This is a genomic window from Novipirellula herctigrandis (genome assembly GCA_007859835.1).
Classification (GTDB): Bacteria; Planctomycetota; Planctomycetia; order Pirellulales; family Pirellulaceae; genus Novipirellula_A; species Novipirellula_A herctigrandis.
On sequence record SJPJ01000002.1, the window covers coordinates 139,730 to 162,118 of the forward strand.

Genomic DNA, 22,389 nt, shown 5'->3' on the forward strand with positions numbered 1-22,389 from the left:
CCAATAGAACCGTTAAGGTCCACGCAATCGTTCACCTCATGGAGGTGCCCCCTGATAGACAGATTGTTTCTAGCCAGCGTGCATCGAATTCTACGGCAAAAAACGAATTTCCGATTTTGTCGTTTGTAGCTTCTATGCATCACGACAGAGTCGGATTGTACTGCGTTTACTAGCTCTGCCGATGGAAAGGGACAACGCAGTCAGCCCGAACCGTCTCGAATTAACGATGAAATGCAAACCGATGATACGAAGTAAAAACCGGATTGAGCCGCCATCGCAACTCGATCGACAATACAAAACTCGATGCAAGCGAATCAACCGTTTCATGTTGATCATCTCTTGTAGCGTTTTTGGCTGCCAACTGACCATTGACCTCGCAAACCTTTACGCCGACTTGCCCACGCCGGTGGTCGTTTTCGACCAAGCAAGCGAAAACAAAGCATCGAACGAAAACGAGAAGTTCGAAAAGAGCGAGAGCACAGGCGCATGGACCTATGCGGATCAGAATCGCCCGATGGACGTGAATCAGGCAGCCGTGGTAAACGGATTGACGCGTGATCATTTAAAGGCCCTAGCACTCGCTTCCAATCCATCGATACGCCGCATCGAAGCGTTGGTCAGCGCCAGTCGCGGACGGGCCCTGCAAGTCGGATTGAAAGCCAATCCAAACATCGGCTTTGATTTCGAGCAGCTTGGCAGTGACGGACAAGCGGAACAATACGGCGTGATGATTGAACAAGAGTTCATCCGAAGCGAGAAGTTGGAACTCAACCGCTGTGTTGCCAAACAGGAAGTGGGACGGCTTCAGCAGATGCTAATGGTCCAACGTCAACAAGTTCTGACCGATGTGGAAATTGCGTTTGTGCGTGTTCTACGCGCACAGAAACAAATCGAGGTCACCGAGGATTTGGTCGAGTTAAGCAAAAAAGCGCTCTCCGTTGCGAGGCAGCTTCTCGAAGCAAAAGAAGTCAGCCGCGCCGATGTGCTGCAAGCGGAACTCGAAGTCCAATCCTCCGACATCCTTCTGCTCAACGCAAAAAACCGTCATGTTGCGGCTTGGCAGACTTTATCGGCCGTCACCGGTCAACCGTCGCTCGCCAAAGAAACCCTTGCGGGCGACCTGTTCGCGCATACCCCACCGATCGATTTCCTCGATGTGTTGGCAAAAATCCAAGTACAGAGCCCCGAAATGGGCGTTCGCTTGGCTGCTATCGAGCAAGCCCGATACAACCTCAACCGCCAACGCATCGAACCGTTACCAAACGTCACGGTCGGCGGTTTGCTAAATTGGCGTGACAATGGAATCGGTGGTGACGCAGATGCAGGCATAACCGTATCGATCCCACTTCCAATTCACGACCGAAACCAAGGTGCAATTTGTGAGGCACAGCACCAATTGGTAGCCGCTCAGCATGAACTTGCTCAGCTAGAGTGGCAACTGAAACAGCGACTTGCCCCCGTCTATGAACGCTATCGCAACGCCAAAGAGCAATCGGATCGCTATCGGGAAACGATTCTCCCCAAAGCAGCTGAGACACTCTCACTAACGAGAGAAACGTACGAACTCGGCGAAGTCAACTTCATCAACTTGCTAACGGTTCAACGCACCTACGCCCAAACAAGATTAGCCTATATCGAATCGCTCGAAACGCTGAGGATTGCGGAAGCGGAAATCGATGGCATGCTTTTGTCGGGCAGTTTGGAACTTCCGTAAAGCAGGCGGTTCCCCCGCGATCATTTGCAAAGCGTCTCATCAAGGTTAAAGATCTCGCTCGCCAACATCGTCCAAGCCGCAAGTTCGGATTTTGATAGTGAACCGGTCACAGCAGATTCACCGACCGACAACAACGCTTCGGCATCCTCTTGGTTCTGCTCATAATGGCCCCGAAGTTTCTCAAGTCCCGAGTTTAGAATCGTCAACTCATTCGGCTTGAACGGCCGAGACAAAAGCTGCGATGCGATGGATTGCAATCGAGATTCATCCGATTCATTTTCTAGCAGCGTCTTCTCAGCCAGCTTTTTCGCAGCCTCGACAAACTGCGGATCATTGAGCGTCACGAGTGCCTGAAGCGGCGTATTGGTCCGCTCGCGTTGGATCGTACAAACCTCGCGATTCGGGGCGCCAAGTATCTCCATTGACGCAGGAGGAGCCGCCCTTTTCCAAAACGTATACATACTGCGTCGATACAATGATTCGCCTTTGTCAGTCACGTAATTACGGGTCGAGCTTCCGGGCATCGCCACCGCTTCCCAAACCCCAGCGGGTTGGTAGGGACGTACCGAAGGTCCACCGATCTTTGTGCTCAACTGACCGCTCGACCACAGCGCCATATCACGCAACATCTCTGCATCCATTCGAAATCGCGGTCCTTGAGCAAGCAAACGGTTTTCCATATCGATCGCACGGCCTGCTTCGCTGACACGAGCACTTTGACGATACGTCGAACTGCTGAGCATCATGCGAAACAAATCCTTCACGTTCCAACCACTTTCGCGAAATTCAATTGCCAAATAATCGAGCAATTCCGGATGGCTTGGCAATTCGCCCATGACCCCAAAATCCGCACTCGTACGCACCAATCCCGTTCCAAACACTTCTTGCCAAAATCGATTTACTGTAACACGGCTCACCAAAGGATTCTCTTTGGTAAACATCCACTGGGCCAAACCAAGTCGGTTTCGAGGACGATCCCCAAGCCGCGGCAGCGCCGCAGGAACGTCGGGGCCTACCTGTTCCCCCCTTTGATCGTACTCGCCACGTTTTAGAACATAAGCAACAGCAGGCTGGGGTTTTTCGTTCATCACATGGGCAATCGTGCCACGCGATCGAATCGCTTCACGCTCACGTTTCAAGCCTTCTAATTCCTTCGACTGACGAAGGAACGCTTCCTGTTTGTGATTCAAGTACCAATCCACTAGCAAATTATTTTGCTCTTCCGTTCGCGATTCGGATTGAATCGATGCAGCAAAAAGAGCGGGTGTGTTGACAGCGAGCAAAGCAACATCCGCTTCGCTCAAAGCCGCCGTGTAGAGACGTAGATCATTTACGCGAGCATCGGTATTCTTCGCGCCCGGCGTACGACGCAATATCGTCAAAGGCACCTCGGTACGAATTGTCTTCGCTTCCAACGTTTCGTTAAGTATCTGTCGATTCGTTTGCTCTATTCCGTTCACATAAAGATGAACACCATCGGCTTTTCCGAGTCCGTCATTGACAACGGCCACATGACTCCACTGATTCACCGGCAACGCATCTCCCGCCGCAATCTTGATCGCATTCTCAGGCCAATCGTGAATAATGTGAGTTGCGACTCGGCCATTGTCGAACCAAAGATCCCATCCACGATGCTTCTGCGATTCGTCCATCCGTGCGACGATGGCTCCGCTCAGCTTTCTGCTTTGAGGATAAACCCAAACGGCAGCGGTGAATGGGTCTTTGAACTCAAAGTCACCGGCGTCGTCAATTACAAATAACGCCTCATTGGCACCCGCGAAAGCTTTGGTTTGTGTATAACCGTCATTCCAAAGAACAGTCCCCTTAGCCGAGACGGGGTGCAATTGCCCAGCAAACAAAACATTGGTCGTGTTGCCAACACCTTCACCAAGAGGCGCATGAAGGACGAGTTGATTTTGCATCGGAAGCCCCGCCGCAACCTCCGATGCAACGATAGGGAGTGTTGACAATTCGGCTTTGGTACGATTACGAATCGCAGACAGATTCGCCTCATGCGTCGAGATGGCTTCGAGGAGTTCCCCCACTCGTTCGCGGTCCTCCGCAATCGGCACTTCGATCACAGGCGGCGTATTCGAAACATTGCCGTCACGAACCGCTTGCGTCGTGTTATTGAAAAACGCGGAAAGGGAATAAAACTCTTTTGCAGAAACGGGATCAAACTTATGGTCGTGACATACGGCACAACCAACCGTCAAACCAAGCCAAACTGCGGCTGTCGTTTCGGTACGATCCCGGGCGTACAAGACCGCGTATTCTTCATCAATGATGCCCCCTTCGTTTGTCGTCATGTTGCAGCGGTGAAAACCGGTTGCGATTTGCTGTTCAAGAGTGGGCGCATCGAGCAAGTCGCCTGCAAGCTGCTCGATACTGAATTGATCATAGGGCTGATTGTCGTTGAATGCTGAAATGACCCAATCGCGATACGCCCAAATTTCGCGATAATTGTCAAAGTGAATTCCGTGTGTATCGGCATAACGAGCGTAGTCAAGCCAATAGCGGGCGCGGTGTTCGCCCCAAGTCGGTTCGGCCATCAAACGATCGATGTATTTCTCGTACGCATCGGCAGATTCATCGCTCATGAACGTGTCGACCCATTCAGGCAATGGAGGCAATCCGGTGATATCAAGCGCAACACGCCGAGCCAACGTTTGGCGGTCGGCATCCGGAGCTGGCGAAAGACCATTGGCTTGCATTCGGGCAAGAACAAAACGATCAATAGGATTTCGAATCCAATGGGAATCGCTCGTTACCTCCGGAAGACTTGCTCGCTCCGGTGCAATGAACGCCCAATGAGGTTGATAGACAGCCCCACCATCGATCCAACGCGAAAGCGTCTTCTTTTCCTCGCCTGACAATTGTTTATGCGACGAAGTTGGAGGCATCAAACCGTCGTCATCGTCAGCCAAATAGATGCGTGAAATCATTTCACTCGCTTCGGCCAACCCCGGTTCGATCGCTCCGGCACCGACCGCTTCATCGCGAATGTCAAGCCGCAATCCGGCTTCGCGAGTTGCACTATCCGCGCCGTGACAAGCGAAGCACTTGTCGGCAAGAATCGGGCGAATGTGTTGGTTGTAAGTGAGGACATCGGCGTCACTTCCCATGGCGGGTCGTGCCGAAAAACAACCAAGAAAAGAAGCGATCGCCAGGACGAAAATCGCGGGGGCAATCTGCGGGGACAAATATCGCATAGGGCAAGAAACGAACGAGGGAGGATATTGGCATGCTAGAGTTGGAGGCAGAGCCTAACGAGATTGTAATAGAAACCCCGACCCCAAGTGCGGCCGAATCCACTGCGTGTTTCTTTAAAAAACATTAACATTTGCGTAATACGCCGTGACCAGTGAAAACTCAAGATTTACTTCCAAACCCTCCGATATTGTATGACATTACCGCAATGTCACCTTTTGGGAACTGCACCATTCATCGCGGCGGTGTCCAAAACTCTGAATGAACCCGATTATTCACATCTGCATTTAATTCTGCTGCCAATGCAGGACGATCTTTGACGTAGAAACGGTTGATCATTCGCTGCTGGGGCAGAAGCGTGTGACCATGCTCCATTGATTCGCTCGACTTTTTAGCAAGCTGCCCTCATGACGAAACAACGCAAACTACCGATTGGCTCCTTGGTCGAAGGCGCGAAACTTACGTCGGATATTCCTGACCCAGAAAACACCCGCGTGAAGCTTCTCACGGCAGGGACAACAATCACCAAAGATTTTCTGGAGAACCTTTATTCTCGCAACATCAATGGGCTAGTTGTGTCCGAGAAGGACATTGCCGTCATGTCGGCCTTCAAGCCACAGGGACGCAGTGTTTCGGTTCCGCCAACACACCAATACGTGTCATCGCATGCGATCAATCAAGAGACGCTCATGCTAGATGAACGGATTGAAAACACGCTGACCGCCTCACTTGCCCCTCAAGGGAGTCCCTTTGATTCAAACATCAGGAAAATTACGAATCGTCCTTATGACAAAGAGCTAACTCTCGCTTGGGCCGCCGATAGCGGTGAGTCAATCGACCAAATCGAAACGATATTTAGCGAAGCGGTAACTTCCCAATCCAGCAGTGCGACATCGCTTCACCAAGCTTGCCAGGCAATATTAACGTGGATGATTGAGGACATTGATGCCGCTGTCTGCATGGCATGCTCACCGTTCGAAACACAGTACCCTGCGCGACATGGTTTTCATTTTGCACAATTGGCAATGGCGATCGGCATGCAAATGAAATTGGATCAAGCGACCCTCATCGATCTGGGAATAGGGTGCATGATCCATGACGTCGGTATGAAAGCAGTCGGCGTCGGAATGTTTGGCAATGATCAAATGCTAAGCCCCGGTCAATTGAAGTTGCTCGCCGATCACCCCATTCGCGGAGCGGAGGTGATTGCAAAATTTGGTGAACAGATTTCGATGGACTCAAAAATGGTCGCTTACCAAGTCCATGAACGATGTGATGGAAGTGGATACCCGCGAGGCAGGAGGGGACCGGAAATCCATGCATTGGCAAAGATCGCATCGGTCGCCGATGCCTATATCGGCATGGTCACCAATCGGCCGCACCGCGTCGCGATACTTGGCTATCACGCCATGGTACATATTCTGAACGAAATGAAGGTTGGCAAGTTTGATCCCCATGTCGTGCGTGCCTTGTTGGAAATAACCTCGCTCCATCCACTTGGAAGTTTTGTGGAATTGAGCAACCACTGCATCGGACGGACGATTCGTACCTCGGGGGCTCACTATGACAAGCCGATCATCGAAATGTGGTCGGGTTCTTCGCTTGCGTCCAAACCAGTGATAGTCAACCTTCAAGAAGACCCCAGCATCAGCATTGTTCGCATCAAGAAATCGCCGGCCGCAGCCTAGCACTGCCGCCAAAAGCGACACTTGCGGCGAGGATCGGCTTTCGTGACAATGGGCGCGGTCTCGATTTGGCTCGCCCCTATTTGCGTTCGGTACGATGCATTCTTATTTCCGCTGCTATTCTCTTCTCATTTGTGTGCTGGTTCATTCAAACGCCTTGGCGGAATTCCCGCCTCTTTTCAATACGGAAACCGAAGCGTCTAAGCCCGCGATGGATGCGACCACGGCTGCCAAATCGTTTGAATTGCCTGATGGTTTTAGAGTATCCGAATTTGCATCCGAACCCGACGTGATGAACCCAATCGCGATGGCCTGGGACAGTCGCGGACGACTTTGGGTTGCGGAAAACTTCACTTACGCAGAACGCTCGCAGCGGTTTCAACTCGATCTACGCGACCGTGTCGTTATCTATGACAACACCGACGGCGACCATTTCAAAACGCGAACGGTGTTTACCGATGAAGTTCAGATGTTGACCGGCATCGAAGTCGGCCACGGCGGCGTTTGGTTAATGTGCCCACCCAAGTTAATTTTCATTGCGGACAAAGATCAAGACGATGCTCCCGATAGCCCAGGACAAGTCATGCTTGATGGCTTCACCGTTGCGAACCAAAACTATCACAACTTTGCCAACGGCCTCCGCTTTGGACCGGACGGTTGGCTCTACGGACGATGCGGAGGATCGTGTCCAGGGAAGATTGGAAAACCAGGCACACCCCAATCCGAACGAGCAGCACTGGAAGGGGGAATTTGGCGATACCATCCCACCAAAGGTCTGTTTGAAACATTGACAGCCGGCACCACCAATCCGTGGGGACATGATTGGAACGACGTTGGTGAATTGTTTTTCTGTAACACGGTCATTGGACATCTATTTCACATGACCCCCGGCGCTCACCACCCACGACCGTTTACGCTTGACCCAAACCGACGCACCTACGAGATGATCGATTTCCATGCGGACCATTGGCATTTCGACACCGGACAAGATTGGCGTAAGTCACGCGATGGCGCTGCCAACCAATACGGTGGAGGGCACGCCCATTGTGGCACGATGATCTACCAATCGGATCGTTGGCCCAAGTCTTACCGCGGAAAGCTCTTTACCCTCAATTTCCACGGTCGCCGAGCAAACGTGGAACGGATTGAAGAAGAGGGTAGCGGATACGTGCTCCGGCACGACGACGACGCATTCTTATCCGGCGATCCATGGTTCCGTGGCATGGACCTTTGCCCGGGCCCGGACGGAAACGTCTTTGTCATCGATTGGTCGGATACAGGCGAATGTCACGAACAATCGGGCGTTCACCGCGAAAGTGGCCGAATCTTCAAAATCGCTTACGGGGATACCCCGCAACCACCGCTAATGGATCTGCGAACATGGACCGAACGTGACTTGGCCGACGCTCACAACGACGGAAACCAATGGAAACGTCGTCAAGCTCGCTTGGAATGTATCCGCCGATCGGCTGCGGGAGTGGATTTATCGGAAACCTTCGAATTGCTACAACGCAATCTTGGTGACGAGCAATCGGATGCGTCGGTGGCCGTTCAATCGCTCTTGACTCTGCATGTCTGCGGTGCCGCTAATCGTGACTACCTTACCGAAAAACTCAATCACACCAATCCTTATGTACGATGTTGGGCGATCCGCTTATTGACTGAAACTTGGCCCATCGACGATTGCTATGGCCCCGATTGGAAAGGCAATACGAACGACATATCGGTCCATGAGCAGTCAACGGATCTACGAAAGCATTTCCTCCGAATGGCTCGTGAAGAAGATGCCAGCCAAGTTCGTTTGGCGCTCGCGTCAGCCCTTCAGAGGCTCGCCGTTGCTGACCGTGCTTCGCTAGCCATCCCGCTGGTCGCCCATGCCGAAGATGCTTCGGACCACAATTTGCCATTAATGATTTGGTACGGATTGATTCCGGTTGCCCAGCACGATGCGACCGATTTAGTCCCCGTTGCAATGCAATGCCAACTGCCCACTACACTTCGGTTGATTGCTCGTTGTTTGGCCGAAGAGATCGAGCGACAACCCGAAGCGTTGGAGTCGCTGTTATCACAGGTGGCGAAAATCGATTCAACTCAAAAGCAGCAGACGGTTTTAGAGGGCGTCGCCGAAGGGTTGCGTGGTTGGAAAACTGCACCTCAACCGAGCGCTTGGGTCAAGATCGCGGCTTTGGAATCACCCCAACTTCAGTCTTTGATTCGCGAATTGAGTGCTGTTTTTGGCGATGGCCGCACGCTTGAGAGCTTACGGAAAATCGCGATCGGAACGTCTGAGAACCCGGACCAGCCGTTGTCTTATGACATCCGATTGTCAGCGCTTCAAAGCTTGATTCAAAGCGAAGATGAAGCAGTGCAATCGATCTGCGAAAAATTGCTGTCTGACGCGCGCATGAATGTCCTTGCCGCGACAGGCTTGGCACGCTTTGACGACCCCCAAATTGCAAAACGCCTGATTGGCCGGTACAACGCCTTTCGCGGCCCCGATCGCCCACAAATCATCTCGCTATTATCGAGCCGCAAATCGTTCGCAAGCGAATTGCTCGATGCGATCGACAAAGGAAAAATCCCACGCAGCGATCTATCCGCATTCCAGGTTCGCCAAATCCAAAGCATGCGTGACGAAAGCCTCAACCAACGACTGGGCGAAGTTTGGGGCCAAGTTCACGACACGCCGGAAGCGAAACGAAAACAAATCGAAGACGCTAAACAGTTGCTGACGCCTGAGCATCTCGATTCCGCAGATCTTGTCCATGGCCGATCGCTGTTCGTTAAACATTGCCAAAATTGCCATCGACTCTTTGGCGAGGGAGGGAATGTCGGCCCCGACATGTCGGGGGCTGACCGCTCGAACCTTGACTACTTGCTTAGCAATATTGTCGATCCCAGTGGCGTGGTGGATAAGAATTATCGGATGACAATCGTGCTGCTGGACGACGGGCGAGTGATCAACGGATTGGTGACCGATCAATCGGACCGAACAATGACAATTCACACCAATACTGAGTCAATGACCATCGATGTAGATACGATCGAGTTTCAAAAATTGACCGACAAATCACCGATGCCTGAGGGGTTGATCGAAACGCTTACGGCAGATGAAGTCCGGGATCTCATTGGTTACCTCAGTCGCTCGTGAGATCCCTTTTGTCAACAGACGACCGATCGTGTAACCTTCCTTCTTCGCACTCTTTGTCCTACCGGAATTTTTTTATGCCTTCGCCTTCCTCTGAAGTCCATTCAATTGACGTTTCTCTAGGTGACCGTAGTTACAAGATCGAAATTGGCACTGAAAGTATTGATACTTTTAGCGATTCGATCCTCGCTTCACTCGGTGACCTGACGCACGCATTGGTTATCGCTGACGCGGCGGTCGAGAATCCTTGGGCGATGACGATCGCTTCTTCAATAGCAAAACAAAAAACGCCCTCAGGCGATGACATCCGAGTCAACTTGATCGCGGTACCATCAGGCGAAACGAGTAAATCGATCGGGCAACTCGATACGCTTTGGCAATGGATGCTTGAAAGTTCCGCCGACCGCCGCAGTGTGGTAATCGCCATCGGCGGCGGCGTCATTGGCGACCTTGCGGGCTTTGCCGCTGCCACGTTCACTCGCGGGATTCGGTTTATTCAAGTTCCAACGACACTATTGGCGATGGTCGACAGCAGCGTTGGGGGCAAGACCGGGATTAATTTGCCTACCGCGAAAAACATGGTCGGAGCGTTTTGGCAACCTTCGCTTGTCCTAATCGACACGTCCGTTCTTTCAACGCTCCCCGACCGCAGTTACATCAGCGGACTTGGAGAAGTCGTTAAATATGGCGTGATTGACGATGCACCGTTTTTTGAGTGGCTCGAAGCGAACGCGGGAAAGTTACTCGACCGAGACGATAATGCGGTACGATATGCAATCGCTGAAAGTTGTCGCTCGAAAGCGAATGTCGTAGGAGAAGACGAACGAGAAACCAGCGGGCGGCGAGCAATACTGAACTATGGCCACACGTTCGCGCACGCCATTGAAGCAACCGCCGGATACGGACAAGTGCTACACGGCGAAGCCGTCGCGATCGGCATGCAAATGGCAGCCCATTTGGCGATTGAGTTAGAGCTTTGCGATGCTGAATTGCTCAAGCGTCAAACGGCACTACTCAAGGCATGCGGTCTACCAACGACCTACGCAGCGGCAGACCCCGATGCAATGTTGCCCGTAATGAAACGAGACAAAAAGGTCTCTCACGGCAACCTGCGGTTCGTGCTTCCCGAACGGATCGGCTCGGTGACGCTTCTTGGCGACATCAAAGAACCCAATGTGACAAAGGCCATTTTGGCTTGTTGCTGAGTCCCGCCTAATCGTCTCCACTAAAACGACTCGTGTTCGGTTCTCGCGATAATTTCGTCCTGTAACGCTTTCGACAAATCGCAAAAATAATCACTGTAACCAGCCACACGTACAATCAAATCGCGATGCGACTCGGGGTTGGCTTGTGCTTTGCGAAGCAACTCAACATCCACCACGTTAAACTGGACGTGGTGGCTATCCATTTTGAAATAGCTGCGAATCAAATGGGTCATGTGCTCGATGCCTTGATCGCCTTTTAACAAATCCGGCGAGAACTTCATATTCAGCAGCGTCCCACCCGTTTTGACATGATCCATCTTTGCCGCGGATTTAAAAACCGCAGTAGGCCCGATCCGATCGGCACCTTGCACCGGAGAAATCCCTTCCGATAGAGGCATCCCAGCTCGGCGGCCATCCGGACTTGCGCCCGTGACCGCGCCAAAGTAAACGTGACAGGTCGTCGGCAACATATCAATGTGATACTCGCCACCACGACTGTTTGGCCGACCATCGATAGATTGGAAAAACGCGTCAAAACAACGCACCATGATTCGATCGACTTCGTCGCAGTCATTGCCATACTTGGGCGTTTTGTTCAGTAGCGTTTGACGAAGCTTCTCACCGCCATCAAAATCCCGTGACAATTGCGCGAGTAACTCGTCCATGCTGACCGTTTGGTTTTGATAAACATGCATATCAATCGCCGCGAAACAGTCGCTTAGGCTGCCAATACCAACACCTTGGATATAGCTCGTGTTATAGCGAGCACCGCCGGCGTTATAATCTTTTCCTTTTCGTATACAGTCATCGGTAATGACCGATAGAAACGGAGCCGGCGCATTTCGTGCGTACATCTGCTCGAAAATGTAGTTGCCTTTTAGTTTAAGCTCGGCAAAGTGATCGACTTGTTGTTGCCAAGCCGAGAACAGTTCGTCAAAGGTGGTAAATGATCGCGGATCACCAGTGGTGGGTCCAAGCTGCTTTTTTGTCCGCGGGTCAAAACCGTTGTGAAGCGTTAATTCTAGAATTTTCACCAGGTTAAAGTAGCCGGTTAAAACGTAAGCCTCTTTACCGAATGCTCCCGATTCGACGCAACCGCTTGTTCCACCCTCCCTGGCATCCTCAACACTTTTGCCTTGTCGCAGCAATTGCTCGACCACGCCGTCGGCGTTAAATACCGAAGGAAATCCGTAGCCTTTGCGGATTACTTTCGCTGCTGCTTTGACAAACCGATCGGGATTTTTTCGCGACAACTGGATATTGTTGCTCGGTTGCAAGACATGCATCTCGTCAATCACTTCCAGCAACAAGTAGGAAACATCATTGACGGCATCGCTGCCATCCCGACGTATTCCGCCAAGATTGATGTTTGCAAAGTCGGTGTAGGTCCCGCTTTCGGCTGCCGTCACGCCCACTTTGGGCGGCGCAGGGTGGTTATTAAATTTGACCCACCAACACTCCAAAAGCTCTTTTGCGGAATCACGATCGAGTGTTCCGCTGGCGAGTTCGCGCTGGTAAAACGGCCAAAGGTGGTGATCCAAATGCCCTGGATTAAAGGAATCCCATCCATTGAGTTCCGTGATTACCCCAAGGTGATAAAACCAATAAGCTTGCAGAGCTTCATAGAAATTACGCGGTGCATTTTCAGGAACGTGATCACAGACCGTCGCGATTCGTTCCAATTCGGCTTTTCGCGTTGGGTCGGTCGATTGTTCCGCCAATTCGCGAGCCAAGACGGCGTGACGCTTTGCAAATAGAATTGCTGCATCGGCTGCGATTGTCATGGCCGTCAACTGCTCACGTTTTTCAAACGCCTCCGTATCGTTCAAATAGTCAAGACACGACAAGGACTCGGAAATTTCTCGTTGGAAGTCGACAAGTCCTTTGGTGTAAAGTTTTCCATCCGCAACCGTATGCCCCGGAGCTCGTTGCTCCATAAATTCGGTAAAAACGCCCGCCTCATAAGCATCATGCCACGAATCAGGCAATAGCGGGAAGACACGATCACGGATCGACCGGCCTCGCCAATACGGAATCACTTCATCGCGGTAAGCATTGATCGCTTCCGGGGGAACACCGTAGCTTGTCTTTTCACGCGAGTTGAGAATTTGCAGATCTTCGATGCTATGGCAAGTAAGTTCGGGAAATGTCGGTGTCACCGATGGCTGCGGTCCACGCTCGCCAACAATCAATTCCTCCTCGCCAATGTAGATGGTCTTGTGCTCACACAAGTATCGGAAAGCCATCGCTCGCAAGACCGGAACGGAATGCTTCCCCTCATTGGCCCGATAGAATTGAGTCAATAACTGAGCCCGCTCGGCACTGATACGGGGTCTCGCTTGGACACTCTGCTCTCTTAGTCGCCGCACGCGTTCATTCATCGCCGTTACCGTCTATCACTTTCAAATTTCGAGCGAGGAACGGTTCGGCCGCCCGCACGATTTGTTCTTTGCTCGGTGGATCAAGATCCTTCAATCGGTACCCCTCTTTAAAGTGTCGATGTTTATCGCTTCCGATCCGATGATAAGGCAACAAGTAGACGGGATAGGATGGGCGGTCAAGCGAGGCGACGAAATCCGCCGTGGCTTCCATATTGGCTTGGTCGTCGTTGATACCTGGAATCAACGGCACCCGAATCCAAATGTTCGCATCGAGATCGGAGAGTACTCGCAGGTTGTCCAAAATGGTTTGGTTGCTGACGCCAACATACTTTCGATGCCTCTCGTCATCCAACAATTTCAGATCGTACAAGAACAAATCCGTTAGCGGTGCGACTGCCTGAATCGTTTGCGACGTTGTGAATCCGGCCGTATCGACGGCGCGATGGTATCCTCGCTCACCACATGCTTGAAGGCACGAAATCAAAAATGCGGCATTTTGTCGCGACCCAAGTGGATCGCCACCCGAGAACGTTACTCCGCCACCTGATTCGTCGTAGAAGACCTGATCTTTGTCAATCTCTCGCATCAATGCATCGACGTCGTAAGCGTTGCCAACGATCGTTCGAGCGTCCGTTGGACACTGATCCGCACACGTTCCACAAAGAGTGCATTTCAATGGATCGGCAAGCCCGGCGGGGTTCCAATCGAGTGGTTCGGCAACGTCTTCGGGACAGACCTTCAAACAGGTTTCGCAGCCGATACACCGATCGGCGAACATAAAAATCGCAGCTTTTCGATCGCGACTTTCAGGATTATGGCACCACCAACAATCGAGCGGGCACCCCTTCATAAAAATGGTCGTACGGATTCCGGGCCCATCGTGGATGGAATAGCGTTGAATATTGAACACGATCGCCGAAGCGACGTTGGCGTTATTCATGGAATGATAAGAATCCTAAGACCGTATTTGATAATACAATCTTAGCGAAAAATTCACCCTATTGGGACGCACGAAGCGCATGCGAAGCAATAATGTGCGGAGTATTCAAGCCTCGCAGGTACGTTTGCACGCCTTGAACTTGAATCTCGCTATTCAGGTGCATCCGCAAATTGACCCCGGGCGTAGGAGTCACGTAGGCAATCGTTCGGCCACCGTTGTCAGTCAGTGCAAAGGGCGGACTGTCTTTTCGTGCCGAGTAAACCTGGACTAAGAAACCGCTTTGAGTCAACTGGTTTGGGGCCGCTGGTACACCAGTCTCCGAGCTTGGGGCAATCGAAGGGACGCCCAGCGATACGGGTGCTACACCAGATACAGGTGCTACAGGAATCGCAGGCGCGGTTCGGCCACGAACGACGGTGTTTCCGTCACGTCGCTCGGCAACGCGTCGATATTGCTCAGCTCGCTCAGCCAGCAATCGTGCCCGTCCACCAACGACTTGATCGGGCGTGGACGCGGCAAGCGTTTGTGCAGCTTGCGAAAGCGGCCATACCTCCGCTGCCGAAGCGCTTTGTGCCATCATACGAGACAACATCAAACTCAGCTTTTCGATATCCGCCCCGCGCACTTCGGATTCCACTTGGGTTACCAAATTGGCATCGACATAGCGAGTCGCCAAAGGTTGGTTGTTGACGTTCGGTTGCCGCGGCTGAATCGCCGGTTGCGAGATTGGTAGCGTAATCGGTTGCTGATTCGAAACTTGTGCCACCGTACCGTTTGAGCGGCCATGTAGCGAACCGATCACCCAATTCTCGTCTCCCGCCTGAGCAATGCCGCTCGGGGCCGTCGAACGTCCCGCTGCGGTCGGCTCTAAGAGTCCTTTGCCAATTTGACGTACGCCCGCATCAATGTCCTGAAATCGCGGCCGACCGATGAACTCGGCTGAAGAAAGCGATGGGCCCACCCCTTCGCTAGTTGGATTCGATTGCCACTGCTGGTTTAGACCACTGCCGATCGGTTCGACGCCAGTACCGTGTTCTGCATGCGAAAGCCCCGGAGCATCGCGAAGCATCGGTGTGTCTTCGTATGAAACGGGTGACAAGTTTCGGTTCCGCTCGGTTCGTCGAGATGACGATCGAGACGATTCATTTGAAAAATCATCCGATGCAATTCGGTCGTCTGCTCGTCGTGAATCCTCGCTGCGGGCATCAACATCTCGCGGAGGCGTCGGAACGGTTGCAATCGCTGCGTTTGCAATCGCTGCGTTTGCAATCGAATCGTCACGATGATTCGATCCCCCGGGCAAAAACTCGATGTCGCCATTTTCGCTTTCTTCGGCTCGCCGAACCGCTGCGACCAACGCTTCAGCGCTTGCTGCGACTTGCTCGGTATGGACCCAACGGAATTCCCCTGACGGTGGCACGACGCGGTACCACAATCGTGGTCCATCGGGCCCTTCACGTTCGCTGCGTCCGATGATCGTGAGCGGCTCTCCTTTGGCCAATTGAACTTGCCAACGGTATTGACGAGCGCGCCCCAAATGCGTGCCAATCCAAGCCACCGTCCGGTCTTCGATTACGACCCCGGTCTCGCTATCGGAAGCCAATTCGATCGCGTCTGCGGGCACCCAACAGAAGCTGTTTTCGGGAGGACGAACGCCAAGCCAACCATCGGCAGTTTCAACGTAGACTTCCAATTCTTGGCCATATCGCAACGGATCCGTCCGATAGTATTCGTCCGAAGGCCCGCATCGGGTGTAGGCTTCTTCTTGAGCAACAAACACCACGAATGGCTCGGTCGCCAAGCTACCGTCATCGGCTGTGACCGGCTTGGAAAAGCCAAACGCGATGGCGAGAGTGACAGTCAAGAAGGCGAGGACGCGAGTGCAAATCTGCGATCCCATTGGGATATCTCTCTGAACGAACACGAAATTTCGGTAGTTAGAGAGTGCTTCGTAGCTTGTTTTTGCCACCCAAGACAAGAGCGAAACAGGCAGCATCCGAGATTAGTAGACCAACAGGCTACTTCGCAACCGCTGTTCGCATTCCGCGGTTTTCTGCACGATTTCGCAGAAACGAAACGATACTGCAGAGTAGAAAGACCAAGCACAGTACCGCCGCGGAAAACACAATTCGCAGTGCAATCGGATTGACGGCAACCCCGTGCATGATTCGCGTCATACTCAATACCGCGTTGCTACCACCGGTGAGCATCCCTACAGCGGCGATCATCGCAGCGACTTGCATCGACACGCGGCGACGATGAGGGTTCAGCCCCACCACGCCACAGAACAGAATCGGTACCCCCAACATCATCGGGAAGAACTGTGAAGGCATCTTGTGGATCGAAACGATCAACCCAGCGATGGTCAAACCGCACAGTAGCAAACCGAAAACAATCGCAACGCGAGACATAAAAGATAGAATTCCTAACGAGATAATCAGCCGTTTTCGCTAACAGCCATTCACTGCCATGAATCCTAGCCTCGCAAGGGAACCAATGGAACGTGGGTATACAAAAAAGAAGCCGGACGTGCCTCAACTCGGCGCACGTCCGGCCTCATTGTCAGCCGTGACAATTTCATTTAGTCAAAGTTTCAATCCAATGGTCTCGTTGCTTCCGATGCATAAGTCACCTCCCGTCCTGGCAGGCGATTGCCAAATGTTTCCATTCCCACTCAAAACGTCGAGACATCTTGCCTCTTATTAGTCGCGAATCCATCCGCGTGATTTGAGTGATTCCTGAAAAAATTGGCACTCCAATGAGTTGTTACTTTTCCTAACTGACACATCCATGTGTTCGGTTACAGAAAACAGAAAGCGATTCCGTGCGTCTGTTTTCATCCTCGGCTTCGGCGTTGTCAAGACCACTGTGTCTTGACAATGCGACCCGATCCTCCATTATTTTTATCATTCAGAGCAAAACGATTATTAAGCAACCAGGCGGAGATCTTCCGCATTCATGCGGTCACGAACGCCGTCAATGAACTCTTCAAAAATGCGAATATCCAATGCCGAAGCGGCACTACACTCAGGATGGAATTGAGTTCCCAGTGCGAACCAATCCATCATCTCGCTCTCGATCGCTTCGATCACGCCATCAGGACATTTTGCGGTCACGCGGAATCCAGGTGCGACTTCGTCGATAGCCATGTGATGTCGGCTACTGACACGAATTTCGCCGTCACCGTAAACACGTCCGATCAGGGAATCGCTTTCGACGCTCAAGGTGTGACGATGGTTTGGATCCTGAGGATCGTGATGTGGTACGGCACTAGGAAGGTCTTCCTTGATGTGCAAGAACAGGTTGCCACCCTGATGCACGTTGAGTAGCTGCATTCCTGTGCCAATTCCGAGCACAGGCAATCTTCGTTCGGCAATATCAGCGATCAAAAGTCGGTCGCTGGTTTCACGGAGCGAATCCAACGGTCGTACCGAAGGATGTAACATAAAACCATCGTTTCGCGGATCTAAGTCCGCCCCCCCAATCATGACAAAGCCATGGAGCGCATCCAAAGCCGTTCGAATCGATTCGGGATCATCCATCGGGGGAAGCACCACGGGAATCCCTCCCGCTGCAATAATCGACTGAAAGTATCCTGCAGCAATGTAACTGTACGCGGGCACGTTACGGGCAGCAGCACGGAAGTCAGCATTCAAGCCGATTAATGGTTTACACGTCATCCGAAAGGTCCTCTTCGAAGTTCGCGAGTAATAAGAAATCCGTTGCGAGAATCTGTTCGCATTGGAGGTTGACGGTAAGCAAACGAGAGAAAGAAAAAGAGAACTTCGCCCAATGCAACAAATGCGACAGCGACTCTGGGGTCAACCGGCATGTTCGTGCGAAGCGAATCGAGGAGAGGTCAGTGAGCGCCATCTTGGCTTTCAACCCATCTTGATGTTTCGACGATTCTTAGCAGCGTTAATCGCTCACTCCGGTCGCCGTTGCTTTACCGCCATTGGTGATACACGATGTGTCACCGGCGATGCGAAGAAATGTAAGACCGTTGAGTTATCCGTCAAACATTCTTTGCTACGTAGTGAAAAAACGCGTCCGCTAGCACTACCCACAGTGCTAGCATTGGCGTTTTTTGCTAGCAAGCTCGCTATTGAGGATGGTTCTCAATCAGCCACTAAATCGATATAAATGGCGTCAACATCAACGCAGACAACGACTTAGGACCAAGGATGCAATTCACCAACGTATGCCTAGAATCCATTGGGACGGAGATTCCCAATGAAATTTGGACGAGCGAACAAATTGAGAAAAAACTATCACCTCTTTATTCGCGTCTCAAACTGCCCGAAGGCCGGCTAGGGTTGATGAGCGGAATCGACGAACGACGCGTTTGGGCACCCGGTACGATGCCAAGCGAGCCAAGTATTCGCAGTGCCAATCGCGCCATCGAGGCAGCCGGATTGGACCGAAGTCGGATTGGTTGCTTGATCCACGCCAGTGTTTGCCGAGACTTTCTTGAACCAGCCACGGCGTCACGTGTTCATCACGAAGTCGGTTTGCCTCGCGATTGCTGGGTCTACGACGTTTCGAACGCTTGCCTTGGATTGATCAACGGCGCTGTCCAAATCGCGATGATGATCCAAGCGGGCGTGATCGAAGCAGGGATCGTTGTTGGAACCGAAAACAGTCGTCCGCTGCTTGAGCAAACCATCGCCCAATTGAATGCCGACACGACATTGACTCGAAAGAGTGTCAAACCCGCGTTCGCGTCATTAACGATCGGTTCAGGCAGCTGTGCATGGCTGTTGACGCATCGCAGCCTCTCCAAATCGCAAACCGGCATTGAAACGTCCGTAGCCGAAGCGAGGACCGAATTCAACGATTTGTGCCGCAGCGACCAAGATTCCGCGGGTTCGGGCATGCAACCGTTGATGGACACCGATTCAGAGCGTTTGATGGCCGAGGGAATCGCGACGGGTGTCGCTGCCTTAGAACGACTGTTAGCGGAATCGAAATGGACTCGCGACCAAATCGACCGCACCGTTTGCCACCAAGTCGGTTCGCGTCACCGCGTAGCGATGCTCGACGCAATGGGTTTGCAAACCGGTACGGATAGTGTGACGTTTCCAAAATTAGGCAACACCGGGTCGGTCGCCTTACCGTTAACACTCGCCGCTGCGGCCGCGCGCCGCGAGCTTTCTAGGGGTGATCGCGTAGCGATGCTTGGAATCGGCTCGGGTATTAACAGTGTAATGCTGTCAGCAAAATGGGGCGAAACCGCTCTTAGTGGGAACATCAGCGACATTGACAAGTAGTGCTCCGTCCCGAGTTTACTGCGGCTGATAACCGAAATAACGCCTCGACTTGATCACGTCGGCGACGCAGGCGGGGACCATGGTTTCCCAGCGATCATCCGCTTGCTTGATTCGTTCCAAAACGTCCCGAGAGAAGATCGACAAACATTCGGGTGAGTAGTTATCCAGAGCAACGATGCCGCCTCGATCCTTCAAGTAGCCGTAAAGCTGTTGAAGCTCTGGCTTGATTTCCAGATTGTCACAGGTGGTCAATTCACCCGTTTGTCGATTCAGTAGCGGATAACAGTAGACCTTCAAGTCTTTCTTAAATAATCGCCCAAACGACTCCAATACGCCGCCGGCCAGATTGGTGTAGTACTTTTCATCAAATAGATCCAACAGACTCGCAGCCCCCATCGCGATCGCGATCGTTTCTTTCGTACAACGCGACAAATAGGTAGCTAGCCGATAGTACTGAAAATAATCCGAGATCAGCACTGGCATGCCGCACGAGGCCATTGCGTCGGCTCGAGCGAGAAAATCACGCATGTCGATCTCACCTTCTGATTTTAAATTATTCATCGTGATCTCCATCACCTGGATCAATTCCTTTCCCTTCACACTTGGAAGTTCAGTGAACTTTTCGCGGGCGCAGCGGAGCATGTCCAAATTGACATTGCAAACCGGACGAAAGCTGCCGCGTTCGACCAAGATTGGTTTGCGATAGAAAAACTCTGACGGTTGTAGGACGTCGCCATCCGCCGAAAACATCGCAGCCCCCGTCAGACCACGTTCGACCAATTTCAGACTCATTAGACGGTTGTCGACATGCCGAAACTCGATCCCCGAGAACTCGATCATGTCGATTTCAATTCGTGAAGTCGACAAACCATCTAGCAGTGAATCGACCAACATTTCGGGTTCGTGGTGTAGGTTGAACGCTCCATACACCAAATTGACCCCGACAATCCCGAGTGCTTCTTGTTGCAGTGCCGCTTCGACATCCAACATCCGAACATGGATAATGATTTGGCTGTCTTCGTCGCGCGGATGGGCTTGGAATTTAATCCCCATCCAACCATGGCATTCGTTGGACCCTTGGAAATTTCGAGCCGAAACCGTGTCCGCAAACGCAAAGAAAGTGGTTGTGTCGCCTCGCGCGTCGCGGAGCCGATCAATATTCAATTCATGCTCGTAGTCGAGCATCGCCTGCAACCGTTCTCGACAAACGTACCTCGATGCTCGGCCATAGATCGCGTCGCTGACCTTCATGTCATACGCCGAAATACTCTTGGCAATTGTCCCGGCACCACCGCCAACGCGAAAAAACCACCGGACGACCTCCTGGCCCGCACCAATTTCCGCAAACGTGCCGTATCGCCGGGGGTCTAAATTGACATCGAGCGCCTTCTTATGTGTGTCGATAACTTCAATCGTTTGGTTGACAGACGAGCTTCGTTGCATGACGTTGCATCCTAGAATAGGGCGATGAGAAAAACGGCGGAAGCGAATTCTAGGTTGCCAATGAAACAAGCACAATTCGGCCTCTTGGGGACTACCCCTGTTGAACCGAATCACGAATCGATCTCGCTGCACCAATCGTTTCTTTCACCCGTCGAAGGGACGAGATTTCTGACCACGGAACAATTAGGCTCACGATTGGCGAGCCTTTCTCAACGTGAGTTCCCTCTTTGGGCAGGTCACGAATTTGCATCGGGTTGGGTAGCCGCATAGTCACTCTGCCGCTTCGAAACACCCCCGAATGACTCGCAAAGACCACTTTTTTGAGCATTGTTCTCTGCTCCGTTTGCCCCTCAAGGGTTTGACCAACTTGCTTTATCCGATCTAGTAGGGATGCTTTATTGTCCGCCGAGATTGTTTGCATCGCATGAACCCATCCAATCAACGATTCATCATCGCCCCAAATACCTCGCCGCGACAAATCCCACTCGATCAATTCGGTCGAAGCCGTCCAGCGAGCATTGATTTCCAGTAGCCATAACTCACCGTGTGAATCAATCACAATGTCCGCTCCAAATAGCCCTTGATACCGTGTCCGATTCACAAAATGGTCCCCAAGGCACCTCAACCGCTGACGAATCGGTTCCGGCAACGCAACGGGCCCGAACGATCCTCCGTATACAAAGGGCAAGCTCCCTTTCCGCGTATGCAGCGACCTACCCCCCCCGAGCAACACGGCCTCTCCTGCGACGCTGAAATAGGTAATGCCGTATCGGCGCCCTGCGATCCACTGTTGGACATACTGGTTGTTTGAATCCGCCCCCGAGGACGAAGTCCACCGAACGCCAAGCCCACCGGACCGGTGCCATTGTTTCACGAGCCATCGCCCATGCCCGACTTCGCTCTTCAATACTCTTTCAAACGATCCACTGGACGGTCGAATCGTTTTGGGGAAACGCATTCCCACATCGTCAGCCAACGACCGCAACCAGACCGGATCACGCCAATCCCCATTTACCACATCCCCCTCCGGTCGGTGTCCAAGCTTTAGCCGTTCAAGAGTAACCTCCGTCTGAAAGCCACCCACGACATGAATCGGCACTCCGGGATATTGCCGCGACATTTCAATCAGCGTCAAATCGAGTGATCGCTCAAGGTCGTCCAGCAAATGAAATGCCTCGCAACACTGCCTGCAATCGACATCGCCGAATTGGTCGACACCGATGACGCCGAGCCCTGCTTTTTTTGCCGACTCGGCTGCCGCGCGAACGGACGCCCCGACCAAAATGATTCGCGAGGCATTCGTCATAGTATTGGGTCTGAAAACGAAGGGAGGGTTGCATCGAGTGGTGGTCAACAGCGAAGGGATCTGGTATCGTTTTTTGAGTTGGTTGCG

13 protein-coding genes are annotated in these 22,389 nt (G+C 52.3%); 5 read left to right on the forward strand and 8 right to left on the reverse strand.

Annotated features, from left to right (window positions below):
- Positions 1 to 241 precede the first annotated feature (241 nt).
- Entirely contained in the window at positions 242 to 1,714 is a 1,473-nt protein-coding gene (locus tag CA13_RS31375; RefSeq protein WP_419195215.1) for a TolC family protein, read from the forward strand.
- Positions 1,715 to 1,734: 20 nt separating this feature from the next.
- Here the strand turns inward: CA13_RS31375 and CA13_RS31380 are convergent, their stop codons facing one another.
- Positions 1,735 to 4,926 (reverse strand): DUF1553 domain-containing protein, encoded by a 3,192-nt coding sequence (locus CA13_RS31380; RefSeq protein ID WP_146404076.1) that lies wholly within the window; start codon positions 4,924 to 4,926, stop codon positions 1,735 to 1,737.
- A 405-nt stretch (positions 4,927 to 5,331) separates the two neighbouring features.
- Between CA13_RS31380 and CA13_RS31385 the strand changes: the two genes are divergently transcribed.
- The 3 genes from CA13_RS31385 (at position 5,332) to aroB (ending at position 10,962) form a co-directional block, all read left to right on the forward strand.
- On the forward strand, positions 5,332 to 6,612 hold the full coding sequence (locus CA13_RS31385) for an HD-GYP domain-containing protein (protein WP_146404077.1): 1,281 nt from the start codon (positions 5,332 to 5,334) through the stop codon (positions 6,610 to 6,612).
- A gap of 94 nt (positions 6,613 to 6,706) precedes the next feature.
- Complete coding sequence (locus CA13_RS31390; protein WP_146404078.1) at positions 6,707 to 9,760, forward strand: PVC-type heme-binding CxxCH protein; 3,054 nt, start codon at positions 6,707 to 6,709, stop codon at positions 9,758 to 9,760.
- A 74-nt stretch (positions 9,761 to 9,834) separates the two neighbouring features.
- On the forward strand, positions 9,835 to 10,962 hold the full coding sequence (gene aroB / locus CA13_RS31395) for a 3-dehydroquinate synthase (protein ID WP_146404079.1): 1,128 nt from the start codon (positions 9,835 to 9,837) through the stop codon (positions 10,960 to 10,962).
- A gap of 20 nt (positions 10,963 to 10,982) precedes the next feature.
- Here aroB and hypD read toward each other — a convergent pair whose 3' ends face one another.
- The 5 genes from hypD to CA13_RS31420 all read right to left on the reverse strand — a co-directional run bounded on the left by hypD (position 10,983) and on the right by CA13_RS31420 (position 17,963).
- The gene (hypD, locus tag CA13_RS31400) at positions 10,983 to 13,343 is read right to left on the reverse strand and encodes a trans-4-hydroxy-L-proline dehydratase (protein WP_146404080.1); all 2,361 of its coding nucleotides are present in this window, start codon (positions 13,341 to 13,343) and stop codon (positions 10,983 to 10,985) included.
- Entirely contained in the window at positions 13,336 to 14,283 is a 948-nt protein-coding gene (locus CA13_RS31405) for a glycyl-radical enzyme activating protein (RefSeq protein ID WP_146404081.1), read from the reverse strand. Before CA13_RS31405 ends, hypD begins: the two co-directional genes overlap by 8 nt.
- A gap of 58 nt (positions 14,284 to 14,341) precedes the next feature.
- On the reverse strand, positions 14,342 to 16,183 hold the full coding sequence (locus tag CA13_RS31410; RefSeq protein ID WP_146404082.1) for an SH3 domain-containing protein: 1,842 nt from the start codon (positions 16,181 to 16,183) through the stop codon (positions 14,342 to 14,344).
- A 118-nt stretch (positions 16,184 to 16,301) separates the two neighbouring features.
- On the reverse strand, positions 16,302 to 16,694 hold the full coding sequence (locus CA13_RS31415; RefSeq protein ID WP_146404083.1) for a hypothetical protein: 393 nt from the start codon (positions 16,692 to 16,694) through the stop codon (positions 16,302 to 16,304).
- 516 nt (positions 16,695 to 17,210) lie between these two features.
- Complete coding sequence (locus CA13_RS31420; RefSeq protein WP_146404084.1) at positions 17,211 to 17,963, reverse strand: gamma-glutamyl-gamma-aminobutyrate hydrolase family protein; 753 nt, start codon at positions 17,961 to 17,963, stop codon at positions 17,211 to 17,213.
- Positions 17,964 to 18,467: 504 nt separating this feature from the next.
- On the opposite strand from CA13_RS31420, the gene CA13_RS31425 reads away from it, so the two are divergent.
- The gene (locus CA13_RS31425; protein WP_146404085.1) at positions 18,468 to 19,553 is read left to right on the forward strand and encodes a 3-oxoacyl-ACP synthase III; all 1,086 of its coding nucleotides are present in this window, start codon (positions 18,468 to 18,470) and stop codon (positions 19,551 to 19,553) included.
- Between the two features lie 15 nt (positions 19,554 to 19,568).
- Here the strand turns inward: CA13_RS31425 and CA13_RS31430 are convergent, their stop codons facing one another.
- Both CA13_RS31430 and CA13_RS31435 read right to left on the reverse strand, forming a co-directional pair.
- Positions 19,569 to 20,996, reverse strand: a complete 1,428-nt coding sequence (locus tag CA13_RS31430) for a TonB-dependent receptor (RefSeq protein WP_146404086.1) — start codon at positions 20,994 to 20,996, stop codon at positions 19,569 to 19,571.
- A 91-nt stretch (positions 20,997 to 21,087) separates the two neighbouring features.
- Positions 21,088 to 22,302, reverse strand: coding sequence for an ATP-grasp domain-containing protein (locus CA13_RS31435; protein ID WP_146404087.1), 1,215 nt, complete (start codon positions 22,300 to 22,302; stop codon positions 21,088 to 21,090).
- Positions 22,303 to 22,389: the final 87 nt, after the last annotated feature.

Coding starts and splice junctions, on each gene's coding strand:
- hypD (WP_146404080.1), bottom strand. CDS start 13,343: ATGAATGAACGCGTGCGGCGACTAAGAGAGCAGAGTGTCCAAGCGAGA.
- CA13_RS31375 (WP_419195215.1), top strand. CDS start 242: ATGATACGAAGTAAAAACCGGATTGAGCCGCCATCGCAACTCGATCGA.
- CA13_RS31390 (WP_146404078.1), top strand. CDS start 6,707: ATGCATTCTTATTTCCGCTGCTATTCTCTTCTCATTTGTGTGCTGGTT.
- CA13_RS31380 (WP_146404076.1), bottom strand. CDS start 4,926: ATGCGATATTTGTCCCCGCAGATTGCCCCCGCGATTTTCGTCCTGGCG.
- CA13_RS31410 (WP_146404082.1), bottom strand. CDS start 16,183: ATGGGATCGCAGATTTGCACTCGCGTCCTCGCCTTCTTGACTGTCACT.
- CA13_RS31405 (WP_146404081.1), bottom strand. CDS start 14,283: ATGAATAACGCCAACGTCGCTTCGGCGATCGTGTTCAATATTCAACGC.
- CA13_RS31425 (WP_146404085.1), top strand. CDS start 18,468: ATGCAATTCACCAACGTATGCCTAGAATCCATTGGGACGGAGATTCCC.
- CA13_RS31420 (WP_146404084.1), bottom strand. CDS start 17,963: ATGACGTGTAAACCATTAATCGGCTTGAATGCTGACTTCCGTGCTGCT.
- CA13_RS31435 (WP_146404087.1), bottom strand. CDS start 22,302: ATGACGAATGCCTCGCGAATCATTTTGGTCGGGGCGTCCGTTCGCGCG.
- CA13_RS31430 (WP_146404086.1), bottom strand. CDS start 20,996: ATGCAACGAAGCTCGTCTGTCAACCAAACGATTGAAGTTATCGACACA.
- CA13_RS31415 (WP_146404083.1), bottom strand. CDS start 16,694: ATGTCTCGCGTTGCGATTGTTTTCGGTTTGCTACTGTGCGGTTTGACC.
- aroB (WP_146404079.1), top strand. CDS start 9,835: ATGCCTTCGCCTTCCTCTGAAGTCCATTCAATTGACGTTTCTCTAGGT.
- CA13_RS31385 (WP_146404077.1), top strand. CDS start 5,332: ATGACGAAACAACGCAAACTACCGATTGGCTCCTTGGTCGAAGGCGCG.